The organism is Spirosoma lacussanchae (assembly GCF_005870035.1).
Lineage (GTDB): Bacteria > Bacteroidota > Bacteroidia > Cytophagales > Spirosomataceae > Spirosoma > Spirosoma lacussanchae.
The window spans coordinates 2,159,347-2,179,759 of the sequence record NZ_SWJG01000001.1 but is presented as its reverse complement, the minus strand read 5'-3'; the positions used below and the strand labels follow the sequence as shown (position 1 = coordinate 2,179,759).

15 protein-coding genes are annotated in these 20,413 nt (G+C 56.5%); 9 read left to right on the top strand and 6 right to left on the bottom strand.

Annotation, left to right across the window (positions count from 1 at the left end; all coding sequences use genetic code 11):
* Positions 1 to 63 precede the first annotated feature (63 nt).
* Positions 64 to 765: an SIR2 family NAD-dependent protein deacylase gene (locus FBR45_RS09020; RefSeq protein ID WP_138501282.1), complete on the top strand. Its 702-nt coding sequence runs from the start codon at positions 64 to 66 to the stop codon at positions 763 to 765.
* A 50-nt stretch (positions 766 to 815) separates the two neighbouring features.
* A complete protein-coding gene (locus tag FBR45_RS09015; RefSeq protein WP_138501280.1) occupies positions 816 to 1,535 on the top strand; it encodes an endonuclease III domain-containing protein in 720 nt (239 codons plus the stop codon).
* A gap of 49 nt (positions 1,536 to 1,584) precedes the next feature.
* On the opposite strand, the gene FBR45_RS09010 is transcribed toward FBR45_RS09015, so the two are convergent.
* From FBR45_RS09010 to FBR45_RS09000, 3 genes are all read right to left on the bottom strand, one after another.
* Positions 1,585 to 2,295: a hypothetical protein gene (locus tag FBR45_RS09010; RefSeq protein WP_138501278.1), complete on the bottom strand. Its 711-nt coding sequence runs from the start codon at positions 2,293 to 2,295 to the stop codon at positions 1,585 to 1,587.
* Positions 2,296 to 2,371: 76 nt separating this feature from the next.
* The gene (locus FBR45_RS09005; protein WP_138501276.1) at positions 2,372 to 2,863 is read right to left on the bottom strand and encodes a hypothetical protein; all 492 of its coding nucleotides are present in this window, start codon (positions 2,861 to 2,863) and stop codon (positions 2,372 to 2,374) included.
* 70 nt (positions 2,864 to 2,933) lie between these two features.
* On the bottom strand, positions 2,934 to 3,914 hold the full coding sequence (locus FBR45_RS09000; RefSeq protein ID WP_138501274.1) for an OmpA family protein: 981 nt from the start codon (positions 3,912 to 3,914) through the stop codon (positions 2,934 to 2,936).
* 256 nt (positions 3,915 to 4,170) lie between these two features.
* Between FBR45_RS09000 and FBR45_RS08995 the strand changes: the two genes are divergently transcribed.
* The 4 genes from FBR45_RS08995 to FBR45_RS08980 are packed head-to-tail and all read left to right on the top strand — an operon-like array spanning position 4,171 to position 10,390.
* On the top strand, positions 4,171 to 5,808 hold the full coding sequence (locus FBR45_RS08995; protein ID WP_138501271.1) for a hypothetical protein: 1,638 nt from the start codon (positions 4,171 to 4,173) through the stop codon (positions 5,806 to 5,808).
* A gap of 55 nt (positions 5,809 to 5,863) precedes the next feature.
* A complete protein-coding gene (locus tag FBR45_RS08990) occupies positions 5,864 to 7,765 on the top strand; it encodes a hypothetical protein (protein WP_138501269.1) in 1,902 nt (633 codons plus the stop codon).
* The gene (locus FBR45_RS08985; protein WP_138501267.1) at positions 7,755 to 8,792 is read left to right on the top strand and encodes a threonine aldolase family protein; all 1,038 of its coding nucleotides are present in this window, start codon (positions 7,755 to 7,757) and stop codon (positions 8,790 to 8,792) included. The genes FBR45_RS08990 and FBR45_RS08985 overlap by 11 nt, the downstream gene beginning before the upstream one ends.
* Positions 8,792 to 10,390: a carbon-nitrogen hydrolase family protein gene (locus FBR45_RS08980; RefSeq protein WP_138501265.1), complete on the top strand. Its 1,599-nt coding sequence runs from the start codon at positions 8,792 to 8,794 to the stop codon at positions 10,388 to 10,390. Before FBR45_RS08985 ends, FBR45_RS08980 begins: the two co-directional genes overlap by 1 nt.
* Positions 10,391 to 10,508: 118 nt before the next feature.
* Here the strand turns inward: FBR45_RS08980 and FBR45_RS08975 are convergent, their stop codons facing one another.
* Positions 10,509 to 11,366 (bottom strand): glycerophosphodiester phosphodiesterase family protein, encoded by an 858-nt coding sequence (locus FBR45_RS08975; RefSeq protein WP_138501263.1) that lies wholly within the window; start codon positions 11,364 to 11,366, stop codon positions 10,509 to 10,511.
* A 186-nt stretch (positions 11,367 to 11,552) separates the two neighbouring features.
* Between FBR45_RS08975 and FBR45_RS08970 the strand changes: the two genes are divergently transcribed.
* Positions 11,553 to 11,921, top strand: coding sequence for a hypothetical protein (locus FBR45_RS08970; RefSeq protein WP_138501261.1), 369 nt, complete (start codon positions 11,553 to 11,555; stop codon positions 11,919 to 11,921).
* A 195-nt stretch (positions 11,922 to 12,116) separates the two neighbouring features.
* A complete protein-coding gene (locus FBR45_RS08965; protein ID WP_138501259.1) occupies positions 12,117 to 13,133 on the top strand; it encodes an LLM class flavin-dependent oxidoreductase in 1,017 nt (338 codons plus the stop codon).
* Positions 13,134 to 13,201: 68 nt separating this feature from the next.
* Here FBR45_RS08965 and FBR45_RS08960 read toward each other — a convergent pair whose 3' ends face one another.
* Positions 13,202 to 15,460: a fused MFS/spermidine synthase gene (locus tag FBR45_RS08960; protein WP_138501257.1), complete on the bottom strand. Its 2,259-nt coding sequence runs from the start codon at positions 15,458 to 15,460 to the stop codon at positions 13,202 to 13,204.
* A 65-nt stretch (positions 15,461 to 15,525) separates the two neighbouring features.
* A complete protein-coding gene (gene leuS / locus FBR45_RS08955; RefSeq protein WP_138501255.1) occupies positions 15,526 to 18,399 on the bottom strand; it encodes a leucine--tRNA ligase in 2,874 nt (957 codons plus the stop codon).
* A 154-nt stretch (positions 18,400 to 18,553) separates the two neighbouring features.
* Here leuS and FBR45_RS08950 point away from each other — a divergent pair, with 154 nt between their 5' ends.
* Positions 18,554 to 20,392, top strand: coding sequence for a hypothetical protein (locus FBR45_RS08950; RefSeq protein WP_246082162.1), 1,839 nt, complete (start codon positions 18,554 to 18,556; stop codon positions 20,390 to 20,392).
* Positions 20,393 to 20,413: the final 21 nt, after the last annotated feature.

Sequence of the window (20,413 nt, the reverse complement as noted above, 5' to 3'; positions counted from 1 at the left end):
CTTTAGGGAGCAAATCAGCCGGGCGAAGTCCAACCTGCTTCGCCCGGTTGCCTGCCTTATTTCATGGACACACGCAAAAAAATTGTTGTTTTGTCGGGGGCGGGGATCAGCGCGGAAAGCGGTATCCCCACGTTCCGGGCGTCGGATGGGCTGTGGGAAAACCACCGGATCGAAGACGTAGCCACCCCCGATGCCTGGCGCCGAAACCGGGCGCTGGTCCAGGACTTTTATAATCAGCGCCGGAAACAGGCCCTCCAGGTTCAACCCAATGCGGGTCATTATGCGCTGGTCAGGCTGGAGGAGCAGTACGACGTTACCATCGTTACGCAGAACGTTGACAACCTGCACGAAAAAGCCGGTTCATCTACTGTCGTACATCTGCACGGCGAACTGTTTAAAGCACGATCCACCGTCGATGAATCGCTCGTTTATTCGATGGACGGCTGGGAACTCAAAGAAGGCGACCTTTGTGAAAAAGGCTCTCAGCTGAGGCCGCATATCGTCTGGTTCGGAGAGGCCGTACCGATGATGGTCATGGCCATGGATATTGCCGCAGAGGCAGACATTTTTATTGTGGTCGGTACCTCCCTGAACGTTTATCCGGCGGCTGGTCTGGTCTATGGCATACGGAAGGGCGTTCCTGTTTATGTAGTTGACCCGCACACACCCAGTATGCGCAAAACGCCGGAGGTAACCTTTATTCAGGAACCCGCAACCGTGGGGCTGACCCAACTGGCCGGTCAGCTGCTGTCGGGGGTAAAGTAAACAGTATCAGCCAAACCGGGTTCAACAGAAACGCTCAACGTTTCTGTTCCATGACATCCCAATCTGACGAGACAACCAAAACCCTGGATGCCCACCAGCGGCTCAATGAGTTTTACGGGGTTCAGGCTATCTATGGCCGGGCAGACCCGATGCATGAACTTGTCGGCACCATCCTCTCGCACCGGACAACCCACCATAACGAAGTAGTAGCCTACCGAACCCTGCGCGAGCGGTTTCCAACCTGGGAAGCCGTGCGGGATGCGCCCTTGCCGGACCTGATCGACGCCATCAAAACGGCTAATTATCCCGAGGTTAAAGCCCCGTATATTCAGAACCTGCTGACCCATCTCATCCGCGAAACCGGTGCGGCCAACATCGACTTTCTGCGTGACCTGTCTAGCGACGAAGCCATGAAATGGCTAACCGACCTCCCGGGTATCGGGCTGAAAACGGCCACCCTGTTGCTGCTGTTCAACTTTCAGAAACCGGTACTGCCTGTCGATACCCACGTTCATCGGGTAACCCAGCGGCTCGGCCTGATCGGCCCTAAAGTCAGCGCCGAAAAGGCCCATACGCTCCTGCTGGAACGCCTGCCTGCCGATCCCGTCGTCCTGTTTAACTTCCACAAACACTTCTACTGGCATGGCCAGCGGGTCTGTACCTGGTACAATCCGCGCTGCGGAGAATGCGTCCTTCGCGACCAGTGTATCTACTTCGAGTCTGGCCTGACTCTGGCTCTCAGCAGCACGCCCAGCCGTAAAAACAAATAGCCGTCGTACCAGCAACTGGCACGACGGCTACCAGGAAGAACGAACCGGATCAGGAGTTGGCTCCGTATTTCTTTTCGTGGAACGACTTTGACTGATCGACCCAGTTATCGCGTTCGATGCGGCCGGGGAAGAACTCGATGATTTCGTTTACCTGATCGATATCTTCCTTGGTGAAGTTGGCCACCTGCCGAAACGTGTAGATTCCGAGACTGTGTAATTTACGCTCCAGAAACGGGCCTACGCCCACGATGTCCTTCAGGTCATCGGCTTCGGCCGCAGTGGCCCGACCGATCCGGTCGAAGTTTAGTTCACCGGCGCGGGCCGCAATCCGGCTCAGCACGGCCACTTCTGAGTTCTCAGCCACCGCACCGGCCTCGGCACCAGCCAGCCCAACGGCTTCAATCTCCCGGGTAGCGATGACCGGTACCGACGGATCGACATTGATTGGGTCCGGGGTCGTGTCGAAACTCAAGGCCGGCTCAAGCGGGTCGGCGTGAACATAGGTAGGCGGCACCTCCACTACGGGAGCGGGCCGGACGGGCACGGAAGCAGCCGGCATCCGCCCCGAGGTCGACATAAACTTGGTCCGGCGGCATTCGTCCAGCTCGGCTTCTTTATTCGTGAGCGCGGTCCGCAGTGTCCGGATGCGGCCGGCCAGGATTAACCGTCCCAGCAACCAGCCAACCAGCGCAGCAAACGCCAGCAGCAACAGTATTTCGGCTATGGCAACCGGGCGACTCAATGGATCTAATCCAAACATGATTTTGTCTGTTTTTAGGTTTCAGTATTCGGTACGTAGGGCGTCATGAAGGCCTACCTGTGCATCAAATCGCGTTCTACTGTCGTTTAATCAGGTCCGTTGCCTGCCCCACCCAGTTGTCACGCTCGATACGACCGGGAAAGAACTCGATCACATCGTTTACCTGATCGATATCTTCTCTGTTGAAATTGGCAATCTGCCGGAACGTGTAGATACCCACAGCGTGCAGCTTTTTCTCCAGAAAAGGCCCAATACCAACAATGATTTTCAGATCGTCGGCATCGGCCAGGGAAGCCAGGCCAATCCGGTTGAAATTCAGCTCACCCGCGCGGGCCGCAATCCGATTCAGCACGATGGCTTCCTCGGTGCTGCTGCTGGCCGATGCCGTTGGCATGCGCTGACAGTCATCAACGGCCCGTTCTGTTGTGGCCAGCTCGCTTTCGAGCTGACGGACCGTACTCTTCCGAGATACATAACCAATGATAAAACCCAGCATACCGGCCACGAACAGCATTATCCATTGCTGCATCTGGGCCTCGGGCAGGTTGAGGGGGTTCATGTCAAACATACGACTGTTGGGGTTAAAAGTGCGACTGCGGGCCGACCGGCTGATCGTCCCGAGTTGATGAGAGGATTTATTACTTAACTACGACCGTAACCCGGCGATTGGCTTTACGGCCTTCGCGAGTGTCGTTAGAGGCTTTAGGATTGGCTTCACCTTTGGCGTCGGTGACGATCTGATCGGGCGAGATACCCGACTGGCGTAGTCTGGCTTTTACCTGATTGGCGCGGTCACGTGAGAGTCGCAGGTTTACGTCGTCCGGACCGGAGTTATCGGTATAGCCGGTAAGTACGAGCTTCTTTTCTTTATGCGTTGACAGGTACGCAACGGCTTCTTTAAAGAATTTAGCGGTTTCGGGGGTCTTGATGTAGTTAGCTTCGCCCAGCGGGAAATACAGATCGATGGGCTCAAAAACCGTTGTGAACTTTTCTTTAGCAGCCAGCCCCGCTTCGGTGATGCCCGCAGCCACGGTTTCGGTAGCCGGAGCAGTAGCGGTCAACGCCGTCTCGGTGGTCAGATCGGTCAGGGTAGAATCGACAGGCGACGTGCTATCGGCCCCATCAAAGACAAAGTTTAGCCCACCATACAGTGAATCTCCGGCAGCCGTGAACGTCAGATCATCCTGCAACACGCCTTTCGTGGTCAGTGATGCCGCCGGAACGCCCTGCTGCACCAGGTATTGTTTGATGCCTTCGGCGCGGGCAAGGCCCAGATTAGGGAACGAACTGGTATTGGCTTCCGTCGATGCGTAATATCCTCTGATCTCCATGGTTCGGCCGGTAGTTTTAAGATAAGCCGTTAATGAGTCGAGCGATCCGCCCAGCGCACTCATGTTGGCATTGGCTCCCGACTTGGCGAAGCTGAAGTTGCCAGCCATATCGAGCCTGAACCGGTCACCGTCGGCAATGATTAGCGATGGCATGGCAACGGTCGGCAAGGTGGTGGACGATGGCAAATCATCAACGCACAACTGCTTGATTTTGCAGACATGCCACCAGGTTGAACCGATCATCCACAGCACCAGCAGGATAATCCAGGGAGTTTTATTGGTGAACATAGTGATAGTGGGGTTATTAAAGTACCTCTCGGTTTCGAGTGCGGCTATTAGACGACGATCCGGGAAAAGGTTGCTCAAAAATACATGCAAGCAGTATAAATACAAGACTGTCAGGGAATCTCAATATGCGCCCTCCACCCGCGGTGGCACGAATCCGGGCCAGTTTGTCAATTAGTTACCGGCATCACCTGTCCATAACCGAAAAAGACTAGTTTTGTAAGTAGTTCTATAGAACTAACATCCATACCATCTTATCATGACCCATACCCTTCCGGCTTCGCTCCGTGCAGGATTGCTGTTGACGGTGTTCGGCCTGCTGACCCGCTGTCAAAACGGAGTCACCGCCGTCGACCAGACAGCCGAACCACCCGACATTCCCAAAACGGTTGCGCTGCCTCCCCTCCCGCCCCCTACCCGCCCTTTTACGTACGAAACGCCGACCGAGTCGAGCGCCTGGATGGCAACCAACCCAAACTCCATCAACGGGCGACCCATTGGACCGGTGTCGGCGGCCGAATCGTCGATACTGCGGGTCGAGGTTCGACGGGATTACGGAGGGAGCATTCAGATTTACGACAAAGTCAGCAACCAGGCCCTTATCAACTTCTACGATATGGGCCGCGAGTCGGGCATGGCTTCTTACGGCGGTCCCCGAAGCTACGCCGACGACTCACCCCGCTGGAAAAATATCGGGTATAATCCGTTACAGGCTGGCGACGATGGGTTTAACCCGTCTCCCATACTGGTTCACGGCATCGTGAACGGCTGGATCTATACGAAAGCCCAGTGTTTGTCATGGGCTCATCAGGATGCCCGCCGACTGCCTTTTTTCTATGAACAGTGGGTTGGCGTCGACAGTAACAAAGTGCACGTCAAGGTCAGACTGACCCACCAGCGACCCGACAAAACGTTCTATAACGTCGAAGAGCAGGAATGGCCCATGATGATGATCAGTGGGCACCGCAAGGTTCATTTCTACACCGGCTCACGCCCCTACCAGCACGACCTGACTACCGTAAGCGACGGCATTGAACGGAGTATCGGCAGCATGGCTACCCAGCAGAGTACGCCTTTCTACCTTACCGAACCCTGGGAAGGCGTCGAGATTGCGCCAGACCGGCTGATTGGGTTATACAGTCCCGGTTTCTTTCGGGCCAACTACAACGTAGCTGCCCTGACCCCCTCACCCGACAACAGCGAAGGAAGCCTGACGCTGACCTACGTCGGCAACCGGCCCATGGTTCATTTAGACAGCGACAATATCTGGTACAAAGAATATACGTATATACTTGGCAGTGAACAGGATATACGCCTGTACGTGTACGCGCAGCCCCGCCAGACAGTACCCGATTTCACGTTCAACAAAGCCGGTGGCCGTAACGGCTGGTTCATCCAGGATGGCGGCTATGATCAACAGGAACCGTTCTCCTCCGATGACTGGCGGGTTATATTCACTGGCAAAACCGAAAACGGCGTCACCAACGCCCGGGGCACTAAACTCATCTCGACGACGGGCAGCTGGCCCGCCAGTCAATCCGGAACCCTGTACATCCGCATGGCGTATACCGGCCCGCCCGGTGCTCCGGCGCAGGTTCCTCTACGGTTAGCCTGGCTGCTGAACGGGCAGGAGCCCAACGGCTTCAATAGCCAGTATCCGGACCAGAACCGAACCCGGTTTCCAAGGGGTATTCGGAGCCCTGACGATCAGTACGTCCCCCTGGTTGTTCAAAATGACGGGCAAATGCACACCTACAAACTAACCATGGCCGGTCATCCTGCCTGGAACGATGTAGTGCAACAGTTCGAGATTGCGCACAACGTCAGTCCGGCTTTTGTTGCACCCGGCGAAGTGCTGACGCTCCGCTACTTCGGCACGCACGATCCGGGGCAATAGGTACCTGTGCTGTTTCAGGGCATAGTTTTTTCATCCACACCATAAAGATTCCAACATGACTGGCACACACGCGTCAGGTCAGCGGCTATGCAGGCTGCTGGTAAGCCTTGTATTCACCCTCCTTATTTTTAACCGATGGGTCGTTTATAATACCCCACTCGATGGTCTTGACGGATCCTGGGCCATTGCCCTGCATCTGGCCCGGGCGGCCGGGCTGGATTACGGTACCGACTTCATATTCACCTACGGCCCCCTGGGGTGGTACACGACCCGGCTTCCTATAGCGGTAGAGACCTGGGAAATTGTTCTCCTTGACCTGGTCTACGTTGTTCATGTATACATAATCATATGGTTTGTACTTGGCCCTCAATTCTCCTGGCTGCGGTACGGGATCGTAGCCGGGCTGGTCACCCTGCATACGCTGGCCGCGGGGACTGAGACTCCCTTTGTCTTCTACTTCTTCGTGCTGGCCTACCTGGGTCATTATCAGCGTACACGCCAGGCCTGGACACTGGTGGGCGCGTCGGTCATCGCCATCCTTACCTTCTACATGAAAGCGAATGTGGGCCTTGTCAGTCTGGGCAGCCTGGTTATCTACGCCCTGATCCAGCGGCTAACGGGTGAGATGCCATCCCGACATCTCCTGATCAGTCTGGGCAGTGTGGCAACTCTGCTGGCTCTGAGCGTGGTACTACTACCTGTTCAGCTGGGTCCGTACCTGGTTGCGCAATGGCACCTAATCGATTCGTATAACGACGTCATGTACCTGGTTCAGAACAAACGGGCGGTTCTGGTAAGCCTCTTGATTCTGGGCATGACCATCGGCGCGCTCAGCTGGCCGCTGTACCGACTCCTGAAAACGGGGCTGCTTCCCGGGCTTCTCCGTCGGGAAGGCGTCCTGTTCGGGCTGGTAGCCTTACAGCTCTTCGTTCTTTTTAAGGAATCCTTTGTCCGGGCCGACGCTGGGCACATTGGTTTCTTTTATAAGTACGGGCTGCTGCCGTTCACGATTTTGGCGTTGTTTTCGGCTCACTCGTCTGTTCGCCGGTGGGCGGTGCTGCCCATGATACTGCTGGCCATCGCAGCGCCGAAGCTTGTTACTTATAACTGGGATAGTAGTTTTCCGTACCGCTGGGTCAGCCAGGCCGTTAGCTACGGGCAGGATGTGTGGCATCCGGTCAGGCCCTCGCTGGTAACCAACCGGACGGGCTTGCCCGTATCCTGGCTAAACAGGCTGAGCCAGAAGCGGGTAGACATTATGCCCGCCGATGTGGCTCTGCTTTACCACCATAAACTGCGGTATACGCCCCGGCCCATTATGCAAACCTACCAGGTTACCGATGCTTATCTGGACTCGCTCAACGCGACCTACTACGGCTCAGCCCGCGCGGCCGACTATGTGGTGATCGCCTGGGATGCCATCGATGGCCGCGATCCATTTAACGATGAACCCGCCACCAAGCTGGCCCTTCGTACACACTATGCCGTTGTTGATCAGCAGGGCGACTGGCTGCTGCTGGGGAAGAAAGCAATCCCTCAAACTGACCATAAGCCCTTGGTCCGTACTCAGGTTGCCCAAATAGGTCATTCTGTTCCGGTACGGCCGGCCGACGGTTGCTGGCAACGCTGGCAGATCGATTGCCGGTATCGGCCCATGGGGGCGCTCCAGCGGCTGCTTTTTCAACCCCCGTCGCTTCATGTCGAGCTGACGTACCAGTCTGGCCAGCGCGATACCTTCCGGACGGCCATTCCCCTGCTGAAAGGCGGCCTACTGGTTGGGCCTCATCCCCGCAACCTGGCCAACATGAGCCATTTTCTGCAACGACGGGATCAGCATCTGCCCGGTTTGGTCTCCATCCGGCTGCTGGCCGACACCAGCTTGTTTTATCCAACCGTTCATGTCCACCAATATCCCTTAAATTTGTCGGGTAACGGACAACCTGATTATGCTGATTGACCTTCGTAGCGATACCATTACTCAACCCACGCCCGCCATGCGCGAGGCTATGTTTAACGCCCCGCTCGGCGATGATGTGCTGGGCGACGACCCCACGGTAAATGCTCTGGAAGCTAAAGCCGCTCATATGTTCGGCATGGAAGCGGCTCTTTTCTGCGCCAGCGGCACCATGACCAATCAGCTGGCGATCCGGACCCACTGCCGCCCCGGCGACGATGTGATCTGCGATCAGCTCTCGCACGTATATCTGTACGAAGGCGGGGGTATCATGGCCAACGCCCTGGCTTCGGTTAGCCTGCCCCAGGGAATACGGGGGAAGCTGACCCCCGATCTGATTCGCGAGTACATTTATAGCCCCGCCGATCCACACAAACCCCTGTCGCGGCTGGTGGTGCTGGAAAACACCGTCAACAAGGGCGGGGGCTGTTACTACACCATTCCCGAAATAGCGGCTATCCGCAGGGTCTGCGACGAACACGGCCTGCTGCTGCACCTCGACGGGGCCCGGCTTTTCAACGCGCTTGTCGAAACCGGCGATCCCACCCAGGCCTATGGCCAGCTGTTCGACTCGATCAGTATCTGCCTCTCGAAAGGCCTGGGCTGTCCGGTCGGTTCGCTGCTGCTGGGGAAGGCCTCCTTCATCGGACAGGCCCGCCGGTATCGGAAACTCATGGGCGGGGGATGGCGCCAGGCTGGCTTTCTGGCGGCTGCGGGTATTTACGCCCTCGACCACCACGTTGAACGGCTTCGGCAGGACCACGCCCGCGCCCGCCGGATCGGAACGCTGTTCAGCAGCCGCCCCGAGGTAGAGGAAATTTATCCAATCGATACGAATATTGTCATTTTCAAGCTGTCAGAAACCCTTTTAGCGGCTGATTACGTTCAGAAACTAGAGCAAATCGGTATCCGGGGTATTACCTTCGGCAAGCACCTGGTTCGATTTGTTACCCATCTGCACCTGACCGACGAGCACATCGACCAGATGGCCGGGGCACTCCAGCAATTGACTTTAGAGACTACGTACTGATGCATATTCAGACCAGAACACTACAGAAAGACGATTACGACGACCTCAAGGAGGCCATGATTGAGGTATACAGCGGCATTGGCGGAGATTACTGGCAAAAAAGTAAGATCAACAAGCTGCTCACAATTTTCCCCGAAGGCCAGTTCTGCGTCGAAGTCGACGGCAAAGTGGTGGCTTGTGCGCTCGCCATTCGGGTGAAGTACGACCAGTTTGGTGACAACCACACCTACCACGAAATTACCGGTGGCTATACCTTCAAAACGCACAGCGACGAGGGCGACTACATGTATGGCATCGAGGTGTTCGTTCATCCTGACTACCGCGACCTGCGCCTGGGCCGACGGCTCTACGACGCCCGGAAGGAGCTCTGCGAAACCCTCAACCTGAAAGGGATTCTGGCGGGTGGACGTATCCCGAATTATAATAAATACGCTGACGAACTGAGCCCGCGCGAATACATCGCCAAGGTAAAGCAGAAAGAGATTTACGACCCCACGCTGACGTTCCAGATCTCGAACGATTTCCACGTCCGGAAGGTCCTGCGCGGCTACTTGCCCGGCGATACAGAATCGAAGGAATACGCCACCCTGCTGGAGTGGATCAATATTTATTACGTTGTCGAGAAAGACAAACGCCCCCATACCGACTCCATTATCCGGCTGGGCGTTATCCAGTGGCAGATGCGCCTGTTCAAAAACCTGAACGCGTTTCTGGATCAGGTTGAGTTTTTTGCCAACGCGGTTAGTGATTACCGGGCCGACTTTATGGTGCTGCCGGAGTTTTTCAACACCCCGCTCATGGCCGACTTCAACGACCTGCCCGAGCCGGTAGCCATTCGAAAACTGGCCGACTTTACCGAAGAGGTGCGCGACAAACTCTGCGAACTGGCCATCTCGTATAATGTGAACATCGTTGGCGGTAGTATGCCCCTCGTCGACAGTGATGGCAAGCTGTACAACGTAGCTTACCTCTGCCGGCGCGATGGTTCCTACGAAGAGTACCGGAAGATTCATATCACCCCCAACGAGGTGCGTCACTACGGCATGGTGGGTGGCTACGAGATTCGGGCCTTCGATACCGACTGTGGTAAGATCGGAATGCTGATCTGCTACGATGTTGAGTTTCCCGAACTGGGCCGGATTCTGGCTCAGCAGGGCATGCAGATTCTGTTCGTTCCGTTCCTGACCGATACCCAGAACGGATACTCGCGGGTACGGCACTGCGCCCAGGCCCGGGCAATTGAAAACGAATGTTACGTGGCGATTTCGGGTTGCGTCGGCAATTTGCCGAAAGTGCACAACATGGACATCAATTTTGCGCAGTCGGCGGTATTTACCCCATCTGACTTTCAGTTTCCAACCAATGCGGTGAAGGCAGAAGCGACCCCGAATACGGAAATGGTTTTAATAGCCGACGTTGATTTGAGCCTGCTGAAAGAGCTGCATGAACACGGCTCAGTACAGGTGCTGAAAGACCGGCGGACCGACCTCTACGATGTCACGCTGAAGAAAGCCGCCAAGAAGGCATTAAAGCAGAAAAAAGCTTCGCCCGACAACGACCCCGAAGCCGTGGCGCCGGTCATTGTGGTAGCCAGTTAATGAATAGAAGGCCTTCCTGAGTTAGCTCAGGAAAGCCTTAATTTACTTAAAAGCAACTTATAATCAGAACTATCAATAATCCCGGCCTGAACTAACGCAGCAAGCCGGGATTATTGACTTAATACAGCACCTTTGCCATTTCCAGGGGCCGATCAGTACTCATTACGTCGGCCCCGTTGTCGGCAAATTTCTTATAAAGCTGGTCGCCTTTGGCAGCGGCCTGCCGGTCGAGGTTACCAAGGGTGCCGAGGATGCAGGCAATCCCTTTCTGATGCAGAAAATCGTACAACGCCTTATCCGGTTCTTTGACGCCCACGAAAGCAATCATGCGGTTGTCCGGAACGCCCAGTTCGCGCAGTCGGTCGTATTCGGCGCGGTTGCGGATCGTGACAGAGATCATCAGCGCCGGATCGAGCTTGTGCAGTTTACCGGCATCCTGCGCGTTATAGGTGATCACAGCGGCATAGTCGCCCGCGCCGGTGCGATGGATCATGTCGACTATTTTCTCAAACGATACGTTTCGCTTCACGTCGAGGGTAAAGGCCACTTTGTTCTTTCCCCAGCGGAGAACCTCCTCCAGGGTTGGAATTTTGTAGGGCGTCGGGTTGCCCTGGTTATCTTCCAGCCGGTACGGGCTCAGCTCAGCGTAGGTTTTCTCGATCAGCTTGCCGGTTCCGGTTGTAGTGCGGTCGAGGGTAGCGTCGTGCATCATCACCAGTACGCTGTCTTTGGTCAGGTCGATGTCGCACTCGATAATGACGGGCGTTTGTTTAGCCAGGTACGCAAATGATTCGATGCAGTTTTCGGGATACCCTTTCAGATCGCCCCCACCCCGGTGGGCTGAAATACGGGCGGGCTGACCGGGTGTGTACTTAAAAAATTGATAGGCCCCACCGGCAGGAATGCGCGTATAGGTTTTGGGCGAGCAGGTAACCAGCGAAAGAGCCAGCAGACTAACAGCAATGCAGTTTTTCATGCCGCAAACCTACTAAAAAGAACAGCGTCTGGCCCAGCTTACCCGGCTATTCGGGAAGGTGATTCCGATAAATTGGCCGGGGTCCGCCAGGTAGAAACCCTGAACAAGGATCAGGACCGCCCGGTTGTACCCGAAGCCGGTTGCCGCTGACCTTTATTCAGTACACCAGCTCTACCAACGTACCCTATGGAAACTATCTATGAATGGTTGCTGCATAACATGGGCAATCAGGGCAATGCCTTCACCATCCTGAACGTTCACCGACAAACCGCCCAAGCCGACAGCACTCCGCTCGAGGTGATGGCCCGCACCCATGACTACGCCGTCGTAACGGTGCTGATCCAACCCGTTAAGGCTGACTCGTCAGACGCGGATCGGCTCCATGACCGCCCGGCAACCCATACGATCCACTTCGCCAGTACCGAACAGCTGCTCGATTACCTGAGTACCGGCAACCCGCCCGATGCGGCCACCAACCAATCGGCCAGCGGCTTTCGTGTTTCCGTCTTCGAGCCCCACGATGGCGCGGATCAGATCGTTTTTCCGCAGGAGTAGCTTTCTCTTGTAGCCATTACCCTTCATATACGTGCTGCTGTTTTTACGGCCCAATCAGGCTCGCTGACGATTATGGCCAGGAACCGTTCGGGTAAGCTGCGTTGTTGCCTATAGGTAAGCATTGGTCGGTGCTTCATCCAACCGGATCAGGCCTGCCGTTGCCATAAACCGGGCCAAACGGCCCACCAACGTAGTATGATTCCCTTTTCAGTTCTTGATTTATCGCCCATTGTGGCTGGCAACACCGCCAGTCAGGCGCTACACAATACATTAGATCTGGCCCGACACGCCGAACAGCTAGGCTACAACCGGTATTGGCTGGCCGAGCACCATAACATGCCTGGTATTGCCAGCGCTGCTACCTCGGTTGTGATTGGGTACGTAGCCGGCGGCACCCGGACTATCCGCGTTGGCTCGGGCGGTATCATGCTTCCCAACCATTCGCCCCTGGTCATTGCCGAACAGTTCGGCACGCTGGAATCGCTTTACCCCGGCCGGATCGACCTGGGGCTGGGTCGCGCGCCCGGCTCCGATCAGGCTACCGCCCGGGCCCTGCGCCGGGACGCGACAGGGCCCGATACGTTTCCGCAGGATGTCATCGAGTTGCAGCGTTATTTTCAGCCCGACGACTCCGGCCAGTTCGTTCAGGCCATTCCCGGCACTGGTTTAGATATACCGATCTGGATTTTAGGGTCCAGCCTGTTCGGGGCCCAGTTAGCCGCCCTGCTGGGTTTACCGTACGCCTTTGCCTCCCACTTTGCACCGGCGCAGCTGATGCGGGCTTTGCAGGTGTATCGGTCGCAGTTCAAGCCATCGGCTCAGTTGCAGGAACCCTACGCGATGGTGGCCGTGAACGTCATAGCCGCCGATACGGATCAGGAAGCCGAGCGCTTGTTTACCTCCGTTCAGCAACAGTTTCTTCACATCCGGCGCGGCAAAGCCCGGCAAATGCAACCCCCGGTCGACGATATTCAGGCATTATGGCCCGACTATGAACTGGCAGGTATCGAGTCGGTACTGAGCTGTTCGGCGGTGGGTTCGGCCGATACGGTACAGCGGGGACTGGCCAGTTTCCTTGACCAGACGCAGGCCGACGAGCTGATTATCACCGCGCCTATCTTCGACCACGAAGCCCGCAAACATTCGCTTACCCTGACAGCCCAGGTACGACAGGCGCTGGCCGATACCTCACTGCAGGGGGTGGCTCCCTAAAGCCGGTTTCCGGGTAGTAGCCCCGACTCAGGTAAGTGGGGCTACTACCCGGAACAATCCCCTCCCGCTTAGAAGCGGGCCCGATCGTTGACCCGGATGCTGTATTCGTCTTTGGGAAACAGGTCGGTATTGATTTCGTCTGTGCGTGCTGTAGTGGCTGGCAACAACCGCATACCGTGGCCGTAGCGGGCCAGCAGGGGCTCTATTCGTATCCCTGACCGCCCATAATGCTGCCGGCTATAAAGACTACCAGCCCGTTGCCGAATGGCGCCCCAGTCCAGTTTTATGGGTTGATTACTCCCGATGAGCAGTAGTTTATCGCAGTAGGCGACGTACGGAAAAACGGCGCGAAACGTATTGAGCACCCGTGCCGTTGGACACCAGGTAACAGCTAGTCCGCCGGGTTTCAATTTGGCCCTGAGCAGCTCAAAATACTCTCTTGAATACACATTACCGGAATAGGCAGAAGCTGGCCGTAGGGCATCGGCTTCGATGATGTCATAGCGAATGGCCTGGTTACGGATAGCGTATCGCCCATCCCGAAAAATCAGATGCAGCCGCTTATCACGCAGCAGGGTTTGTATGGCCGAATCGCCCGCCTGCTCCGCATACTCCGCCAGTACATCCGCCTGGTTGGTGGCAATCTCGAAACAATCGATCCGCTGGGTTTCTGCCCGACCCGCTATTCCGTTGACTGTACCGGCCGATCCCAGGCCAATCACGGCGACCCGCTCGGGCCGGGGATGAATCATGAGCGGCAACGCTCCCAGTAACGTATGTATTTCGTCCGTCGAGTAAGGTAGCGCGCTCTGCCCCAGTCCGTTGACAAAAACGACCCCCAGCTTCCGATCCGGTGACCGTTTGATGACCGACACCGCCGATTCGTTCTCGTCGAAGACGAACTGATCGGGCGTTTCGATGCCATTCATCAGCTGCCAGAACCGCGCATTATCGGGTATGGTTAGGCTCACCAGTACCAGCGCACCAGCCATGACGACGGCCAGACCAGCGGACCAGTGTCGACGAACAGCCAGCACGATGATGTACACTAACCCCAGGCACCCGATAACCCGTATGAGCATTGCAGTACCGAACAGCGGGAAGCCCACCCACGTTATCCCCCATGCGCCAACAGCCGATCCGGCAATATTCACAAACTGTAACCAACCCACCCGGCGGCCCACTTCATCGGGCTTGTCCTGGAGTAGAGACTGGGACAGGGCGAAACTCATTCCCATCAGGAATGTGGGTAAAAACAGCAGAAAGACCGGTACAAGGCCGTAGGTGAAGATGCTGAAGCGAGGGGTCAGAACCGGCTCTCCACTGGCGAAGTAATCCCACAGAAACCGCAGAGCCGGCCAGTGGGCAATACCGTATAAAAATGCCGTGAGGGCCAGCATGGTGTATGCGTACAGGCTTAGCTGACACACCAGAAAAAGACGTTCACGCCAACGGGCCGACCGGGTACCGAACCGGGTACCCACTACGGTACCGACAGCCATTGACCCCAGGTAGATGGCCAACAGCACGGCAAACGTCAGCGACACCGACTTGATGAGGGTTTCCAGGATCCTGAACCAGATGAGTTCGAGTGATAGCGCTGCCAGCCCTGACATAAAGTACTGTACCGACCAGGTCGTCAGGACCGGCGTAAGCCGCAGGGGCACCTTTGAGCCCGCGTCCGACCCGCCGACCGACACCTTCCTGGACAAAGACGCCTGTCGACTTAGCAGGTAGGCGGATGCGGCACAAACGCCGTTCAGGGCCGCCCCCACCCAGATAGCCTGATCGAACCCAAGCCGCCGAACCAGCAGAAATCCCGTAATCAGTGCCCCCAGCGATGCCCCCAGCGTATTGATGAAATAGAGCAGGCTGATGTAACGCGCCTGCTGGTCCATTTCGCCGAACCGGAACGCCCGGGACAGCACCGGCAACGACAGCCCCATCAGAAACGTGGGCACCAGCAGCACCCCAAACACAAGGGCGTACAGGATAATAGGACTATCGCCCAGGGGCGGTGCGGACGCATAGAGAAAGTCATACAGGAGCCATTTGCTACCGGCAGCAAAACCCATAATGCCCAGCTCAGCCCCGATAAAATAACGCAGATTGACCTGCGGTGCCGACCGATCGGCCAGCCGCCCCCCGGCCAGATAGCCAATACCCAGCCCGGTCATGAAGGCCGACACAATCAGACTGATGCTGACCGTATCGGAGCCAGTGTAGAACACCAGGAGCCGCTGCCAGACAACCTGGTAGAGTAAAGCAGCAAACCCGGAAAGAAAAAATAGAAGTAGAACAAATTGACGGTTACGATTAGATGACATGCCTAAAAAAATAAGCCCAGCCTCCCGACTATCAGGAAACTGGGCTCAATATGGCTCAAAATCGTCTATATCACCACATTGACAATCCGCTTTGGCACAACAACTACTTTCTTGGGCGTCTTTCCTTCAAGCCATTTCTGAACGATCTCATCGGCCAGCACCTCCCGTTCGATGTCGGTCGGCGCGCGATCAATGGCGAAACTGATCGTGGTACGCACCTTGCCGTTAATCTGAATCGGGTACTCGAAGGCGTCTTCCACCAGATAGGCCGGGTTGAAAACCGGGAAGCTGGCCTGCGAAACCGACCCTGGTTCGTTCCCCAATGCCGCCCATAATTCTTCGGTAATATGGGGCGCGAAGGGCGACAGCAGCAGCACCAGATCCTGCAATACCGAGCGCTTGTGGCAGTCGAGCGAAGCCAGCTCGTTGACGCAGATCATGAACGAACTTACCGACGTGTTGAACGAATAGGCATCGATGTCGTCCTGCGTTTTCTTGATGGTCCGGTGCAGAATTTTCAGCTCGGCGGGGGTCGGCGGCTCATCGGTCACTATCCACTGGCTCGTTCCGGCATCCGATGCCCCGGCAGCATTGTCCTTGTAGAACAACCGCCAGAATTTACGGATGAACCGGTATACGCCGTCGATCCCATTCGTGTTCCAGGGTTTGGCCTGTTCGAGCGGTCCGAGGAACATCTCGTACAAACGCAGTACGTCGGCCCCGTAGCGCTCTACGATCGTATCGGGGTTAACCACGTTGAACTTCGACTTCGACATTTTCTCGACTTCGGCCCCAACAACATAGCGCCCGTCGGGTTCGCAGATGAACTCGGCGTTTTCGGTCAGGTCGGGCCGGGCGTTACGGAACGCGTCAATGTCGAGCACATCGTTCTCAACGATGTTGACATCCACGTGTAAGGGCGTCACCGCTCGGTCCTGAATCTGATTGAGCGACACAAAAACGGCGGGTTGACCTTCCTGTCCGGTGCCTTTGAGCCGGTAGACGAAGTTGCTCCGGCCCTGAATCATACCCTGGTTGATGAGCTTTTTGAACGGCTCCTCCTGCGGCACGTAGCCCCGGTCTTTCAGAAATTTGTTCCAGAAACGGCTGTAGAGCAGGTGACCGGTTGCATGTTCGGTTCCGCCGATGTAGAGATCTACATTCTGCCAGTAGCTGATGGCCTCGCGGCTGGCAAATTCGGTCTCGTTTTGGGGGTCCATGTAGCGGTACCAGTACCACGATGATCCCGCCCAGCCGGGCATGGTGCTCAGCTCGTATTCATACTGCCCTTTGTACTTCCAGCCTTCGGCACGGCCCAGCGGTGGCTCACCGGTCTCGGTGGGCAGGTATTTGTCAACCGCCGGCAGTTCAACGGGCAAATCCTGTTCGTCGATCAGATAGGGCAACCGTCCCGTTGACCCTCCTTCTTTAAAATAGACCGGCACGGGTTCGCCCCAGTAGCGCTGGCGACTGAATACCGCATCGCGCATTCGGAAGTTGACCTTACCCCGGCCCAGACCGCGGGCTTCGAGCCAGGCAATCAGCGTTGGTACGGCTTCGGCGTAGGTCATACCGTTGATGATGCCTGAGTTGATATACCGCCCTTCTTTGGTATTGTCGGCCTGGATGTCCATCTCTTTCTGAGCATCCAGCACCGGCACGATAGGCAGGTTAAAGTGCTTGGCGAACAGATAGTCGCGCTGATCGCCCGACGGAACGGCCATGACAGCACCGGTACCGTACCCGGCCACCACGTAATCGGCCAGGAAGATGGGGACCTTCTCGTCGTTGAGTGGATTGAGGCAGTAACTCCCCGTAAAGACGCCCGATACGACTTTGGTCTCGGCCATCCGATCGCGCTCGGAACGCAGTTTGGCCGCATTCACGTAGGCGTCAACAGCGTCGCGCTGTTCTGGCGTAGTTAGGACCGGCACCAGCTCGTGTTCGGGCGCCAGCACCATAAAGGTTACCCCGTAGATGGTATCGACTCGGGTGGTAAATACCTCGATGGTTTGGGGCTGTTCACCCGCCACCGGCGCGTCGAGCAAGGGAAACTTCACGCTGGCACCAACGCTTTTGCCGATCCAGTTACGCTGCTGTTCCTTGATCGATTCGGTCCAGTCGATGGTGTCAAGACCGGTGAGCAATCGGTCGGCATAGGCCGTAATCCGCATCATCCACTGGCGCATGAGCTTCTGCTCAACGGGGTAGCCGCCCCGTTCCGAAACGCCGTCCTTTACCTCATCATTGGCCAGCACCGTACCGAGCGCCGGACACCAGTTCACAACGGCATCGGCCAGGTAGGTCAGGCGATATCTGAGCGTGATTTCGTACGACTCTTCGGCAGACATGGCGTTCCATTCCGCAGCGGTGAACGTCAGGGGCGCTCCGCCCTCACGGTCGTCGTCACAAACGGCATTGACATCGGTGGTTCCGTTGGTGGCAAACTTCTCCAGCAGGGTCTCGATGGGCTCGGCCCGGTCCGTATCCTTGTTGTACCAGGACCGGAACAGCTCCATAAAGATCCACTGCGTCCATTTGTAGTAGGCCGGATCGGAGGTGCGCACCTCGCGCGACCAATCGTAGCTGAAGCCGATATTTTTGAGTTGTTCGATATAGCGCTTCAGGTTCTGCTCGGTGGTTAGAGCTGGGTGCTGACCGGTCTGAATGGCATACTGCTCGGCAGGGAGGCCGAAGCTATCGAATCCCATCGGGTGCAGGACATTGTAGCCTTTCAGCCGCTTGTACCGCGACACAATATCCGAAGCGATATAGCCCAGCGGGTGGCCAACATGCAGCCCGGCTCCCGAGGGGTACGGAAACATGTCGAGTACATAATATTTCGGTTTACCGGTGCTGGTCTGCGTACGATACGTCTGGTTTTCGTCCCAAAACCGTTGCCATTTCTGCTCGGTTTCGCGGTGGTTATAATCGGCCATATGTAGGGGGCGATGGGTCAGTCAGCCCATCTGAATCATATTTAAGTCTGACGGGTACTTGGCTTACCGGCCAAATAGGTCACTACAGTTTGCAAAAATAGCCGTTTACCGAGACTTTTGCCCACCTCCTTCCGACAATCGCCTGTTCGCTCCCATGCCCACTGCTCACTCCGCTTCGATTCGTCAACCTGCCCACGCTGCCGCTGGCTGGCGCTGGCCCCTGTTGTTAGCCATCCTTACGGCTGTCCTGGGCGCCTGGGTCGTAGATGATTTCAGCCGCCCCCTGTCCGACGGCGACGACACGGATCAGTACGAATACGCGGGCTATTATTTCGGCAAGAATCTCTCTCTGTGGCCCTTTCCCCACCTTGATCTGGTTAATAACCAATCGTTTTACCCCTATGGCCTGAACCAGGTGTTTCTGCCCTGGGGGTTTGAGCGCGACTACTGGTACGCCCTGTGTTACCAGTTTCAGGGTGGTTATGCCGGTCCGTATCTGCAGTACTACTACATCTACAGTTTGCTGGTGGCCGCGCTGGGAACGTACCTGCTGCTTCAGCCCCGCTTCGGCACCAGCCGATCGTTTGCGGCCGGGCTGATCGTGTCGGTTTTCAACCTCTACGCGATCTTCAAGTTTCCGGTCCACATGAACGTCTGCGTCGGCCACTGGACTATCCTGTGTATGATAGCCACCTATTGCCTGCTTCACGACCTCCTCGACCGGCATCGGGTTTCGCTGGTGTTCGTTCTGCTGTGGGTATGGCTCCATGTGCAGGTGCTGAGCCAGGAGCTGGGCTATGTAGCGGGCTATGCGCTTACGTTCACCACCCTGACAGTGCCCATTGCCGGCGTCGTTCTCTACCGACAACATCCCCATCCAGCCCAATGGATGGCGCAGTTGAGTCAGTATCTGGTCGCTTCCTGGGCCCGTCAGTCCCGCTTGTTGCTGCTGATGCTGGTATTGATTCTTTTCAGCACTTTTCTGTACCTACCGCTCACCCTCCAGATCGCCTTCACCGCCTGGGAATTTGACTTTGCCGCCATGCCTCCCCTGCGCGCCTGGTCGCATCCGCTACGGCTGTTTCTGCCCCATTTGCCGGGCCTCGATGCCTTTGTTGTGCCCTACCAGTCATGGCTACGGGATACGTTCGAGAGCTACGGGCAGGGTAGTCCGGGTTTATACCTGACCATCCTGGCTGGCGCGGGACTGTGGCAGACCCGGCGGCAGGTTGAACTATGGCTACCGGTTGTGCTGATGCTGGTACTGTGTCTGCTGTATCATCCGGCGGTGCTGCCTACGCTCAAGCTGTTTCCCTGGTTTAGCTTTAACCGACACGGCGGCCGGGCCAGCCTGATTTATCCAGTTCTGCTGGTGCTGCTGGCTTTACCGCTCCGCTGGCCTGCAAGCCGAACCGGTCTGATCGCCACGGTTGGGGTGTTGCTGCTGATGGTCAGCGAATGGTCATACGGTCTCTACCTGCGCACCTCCCTGCCTACGCTCGTTGCCTCCGATGATCTGCTCCGCTATTGTCAGACCATCCGGCAGCAGCCGGGTAAGGCTGTTCTCGACTGGCCCTTCTGCGCCGTCGGAGCCGATGGACCCGGCATGGCCGAAGGGCTTTGCCCCTACTACAAACAACAAAATGCGATTTTTACCTTTCGGCGGTTTTACGACAAACACGTAGTTGGCCAGTATTTCGGGCGGCTTCACCCCAGCCAGATTCAGCCCTTTCTGCGCGATGGCTGGCCCCGGCTGCTAACCCCGGGCAGGTCATTTACCCAAGCAGACTGGCGCTTTTTTATCGATTTTCTGCAGAAGAATAACTTCGCCGGTATCAATCTCTACCCCGACTTACTGACGCCGGACCAGGTAGCTGAGTTTTACCGACGCCTGGGCCAACCCATAACAGAAACGCATTTCCCGGTAGCCGGGCGGGTTGTCTTTATTCCTGTAAAAAATTATGCTCCTAGTCCCGTGACCGCGGCACCATAACCAGCGAATTTTACGTTTTAA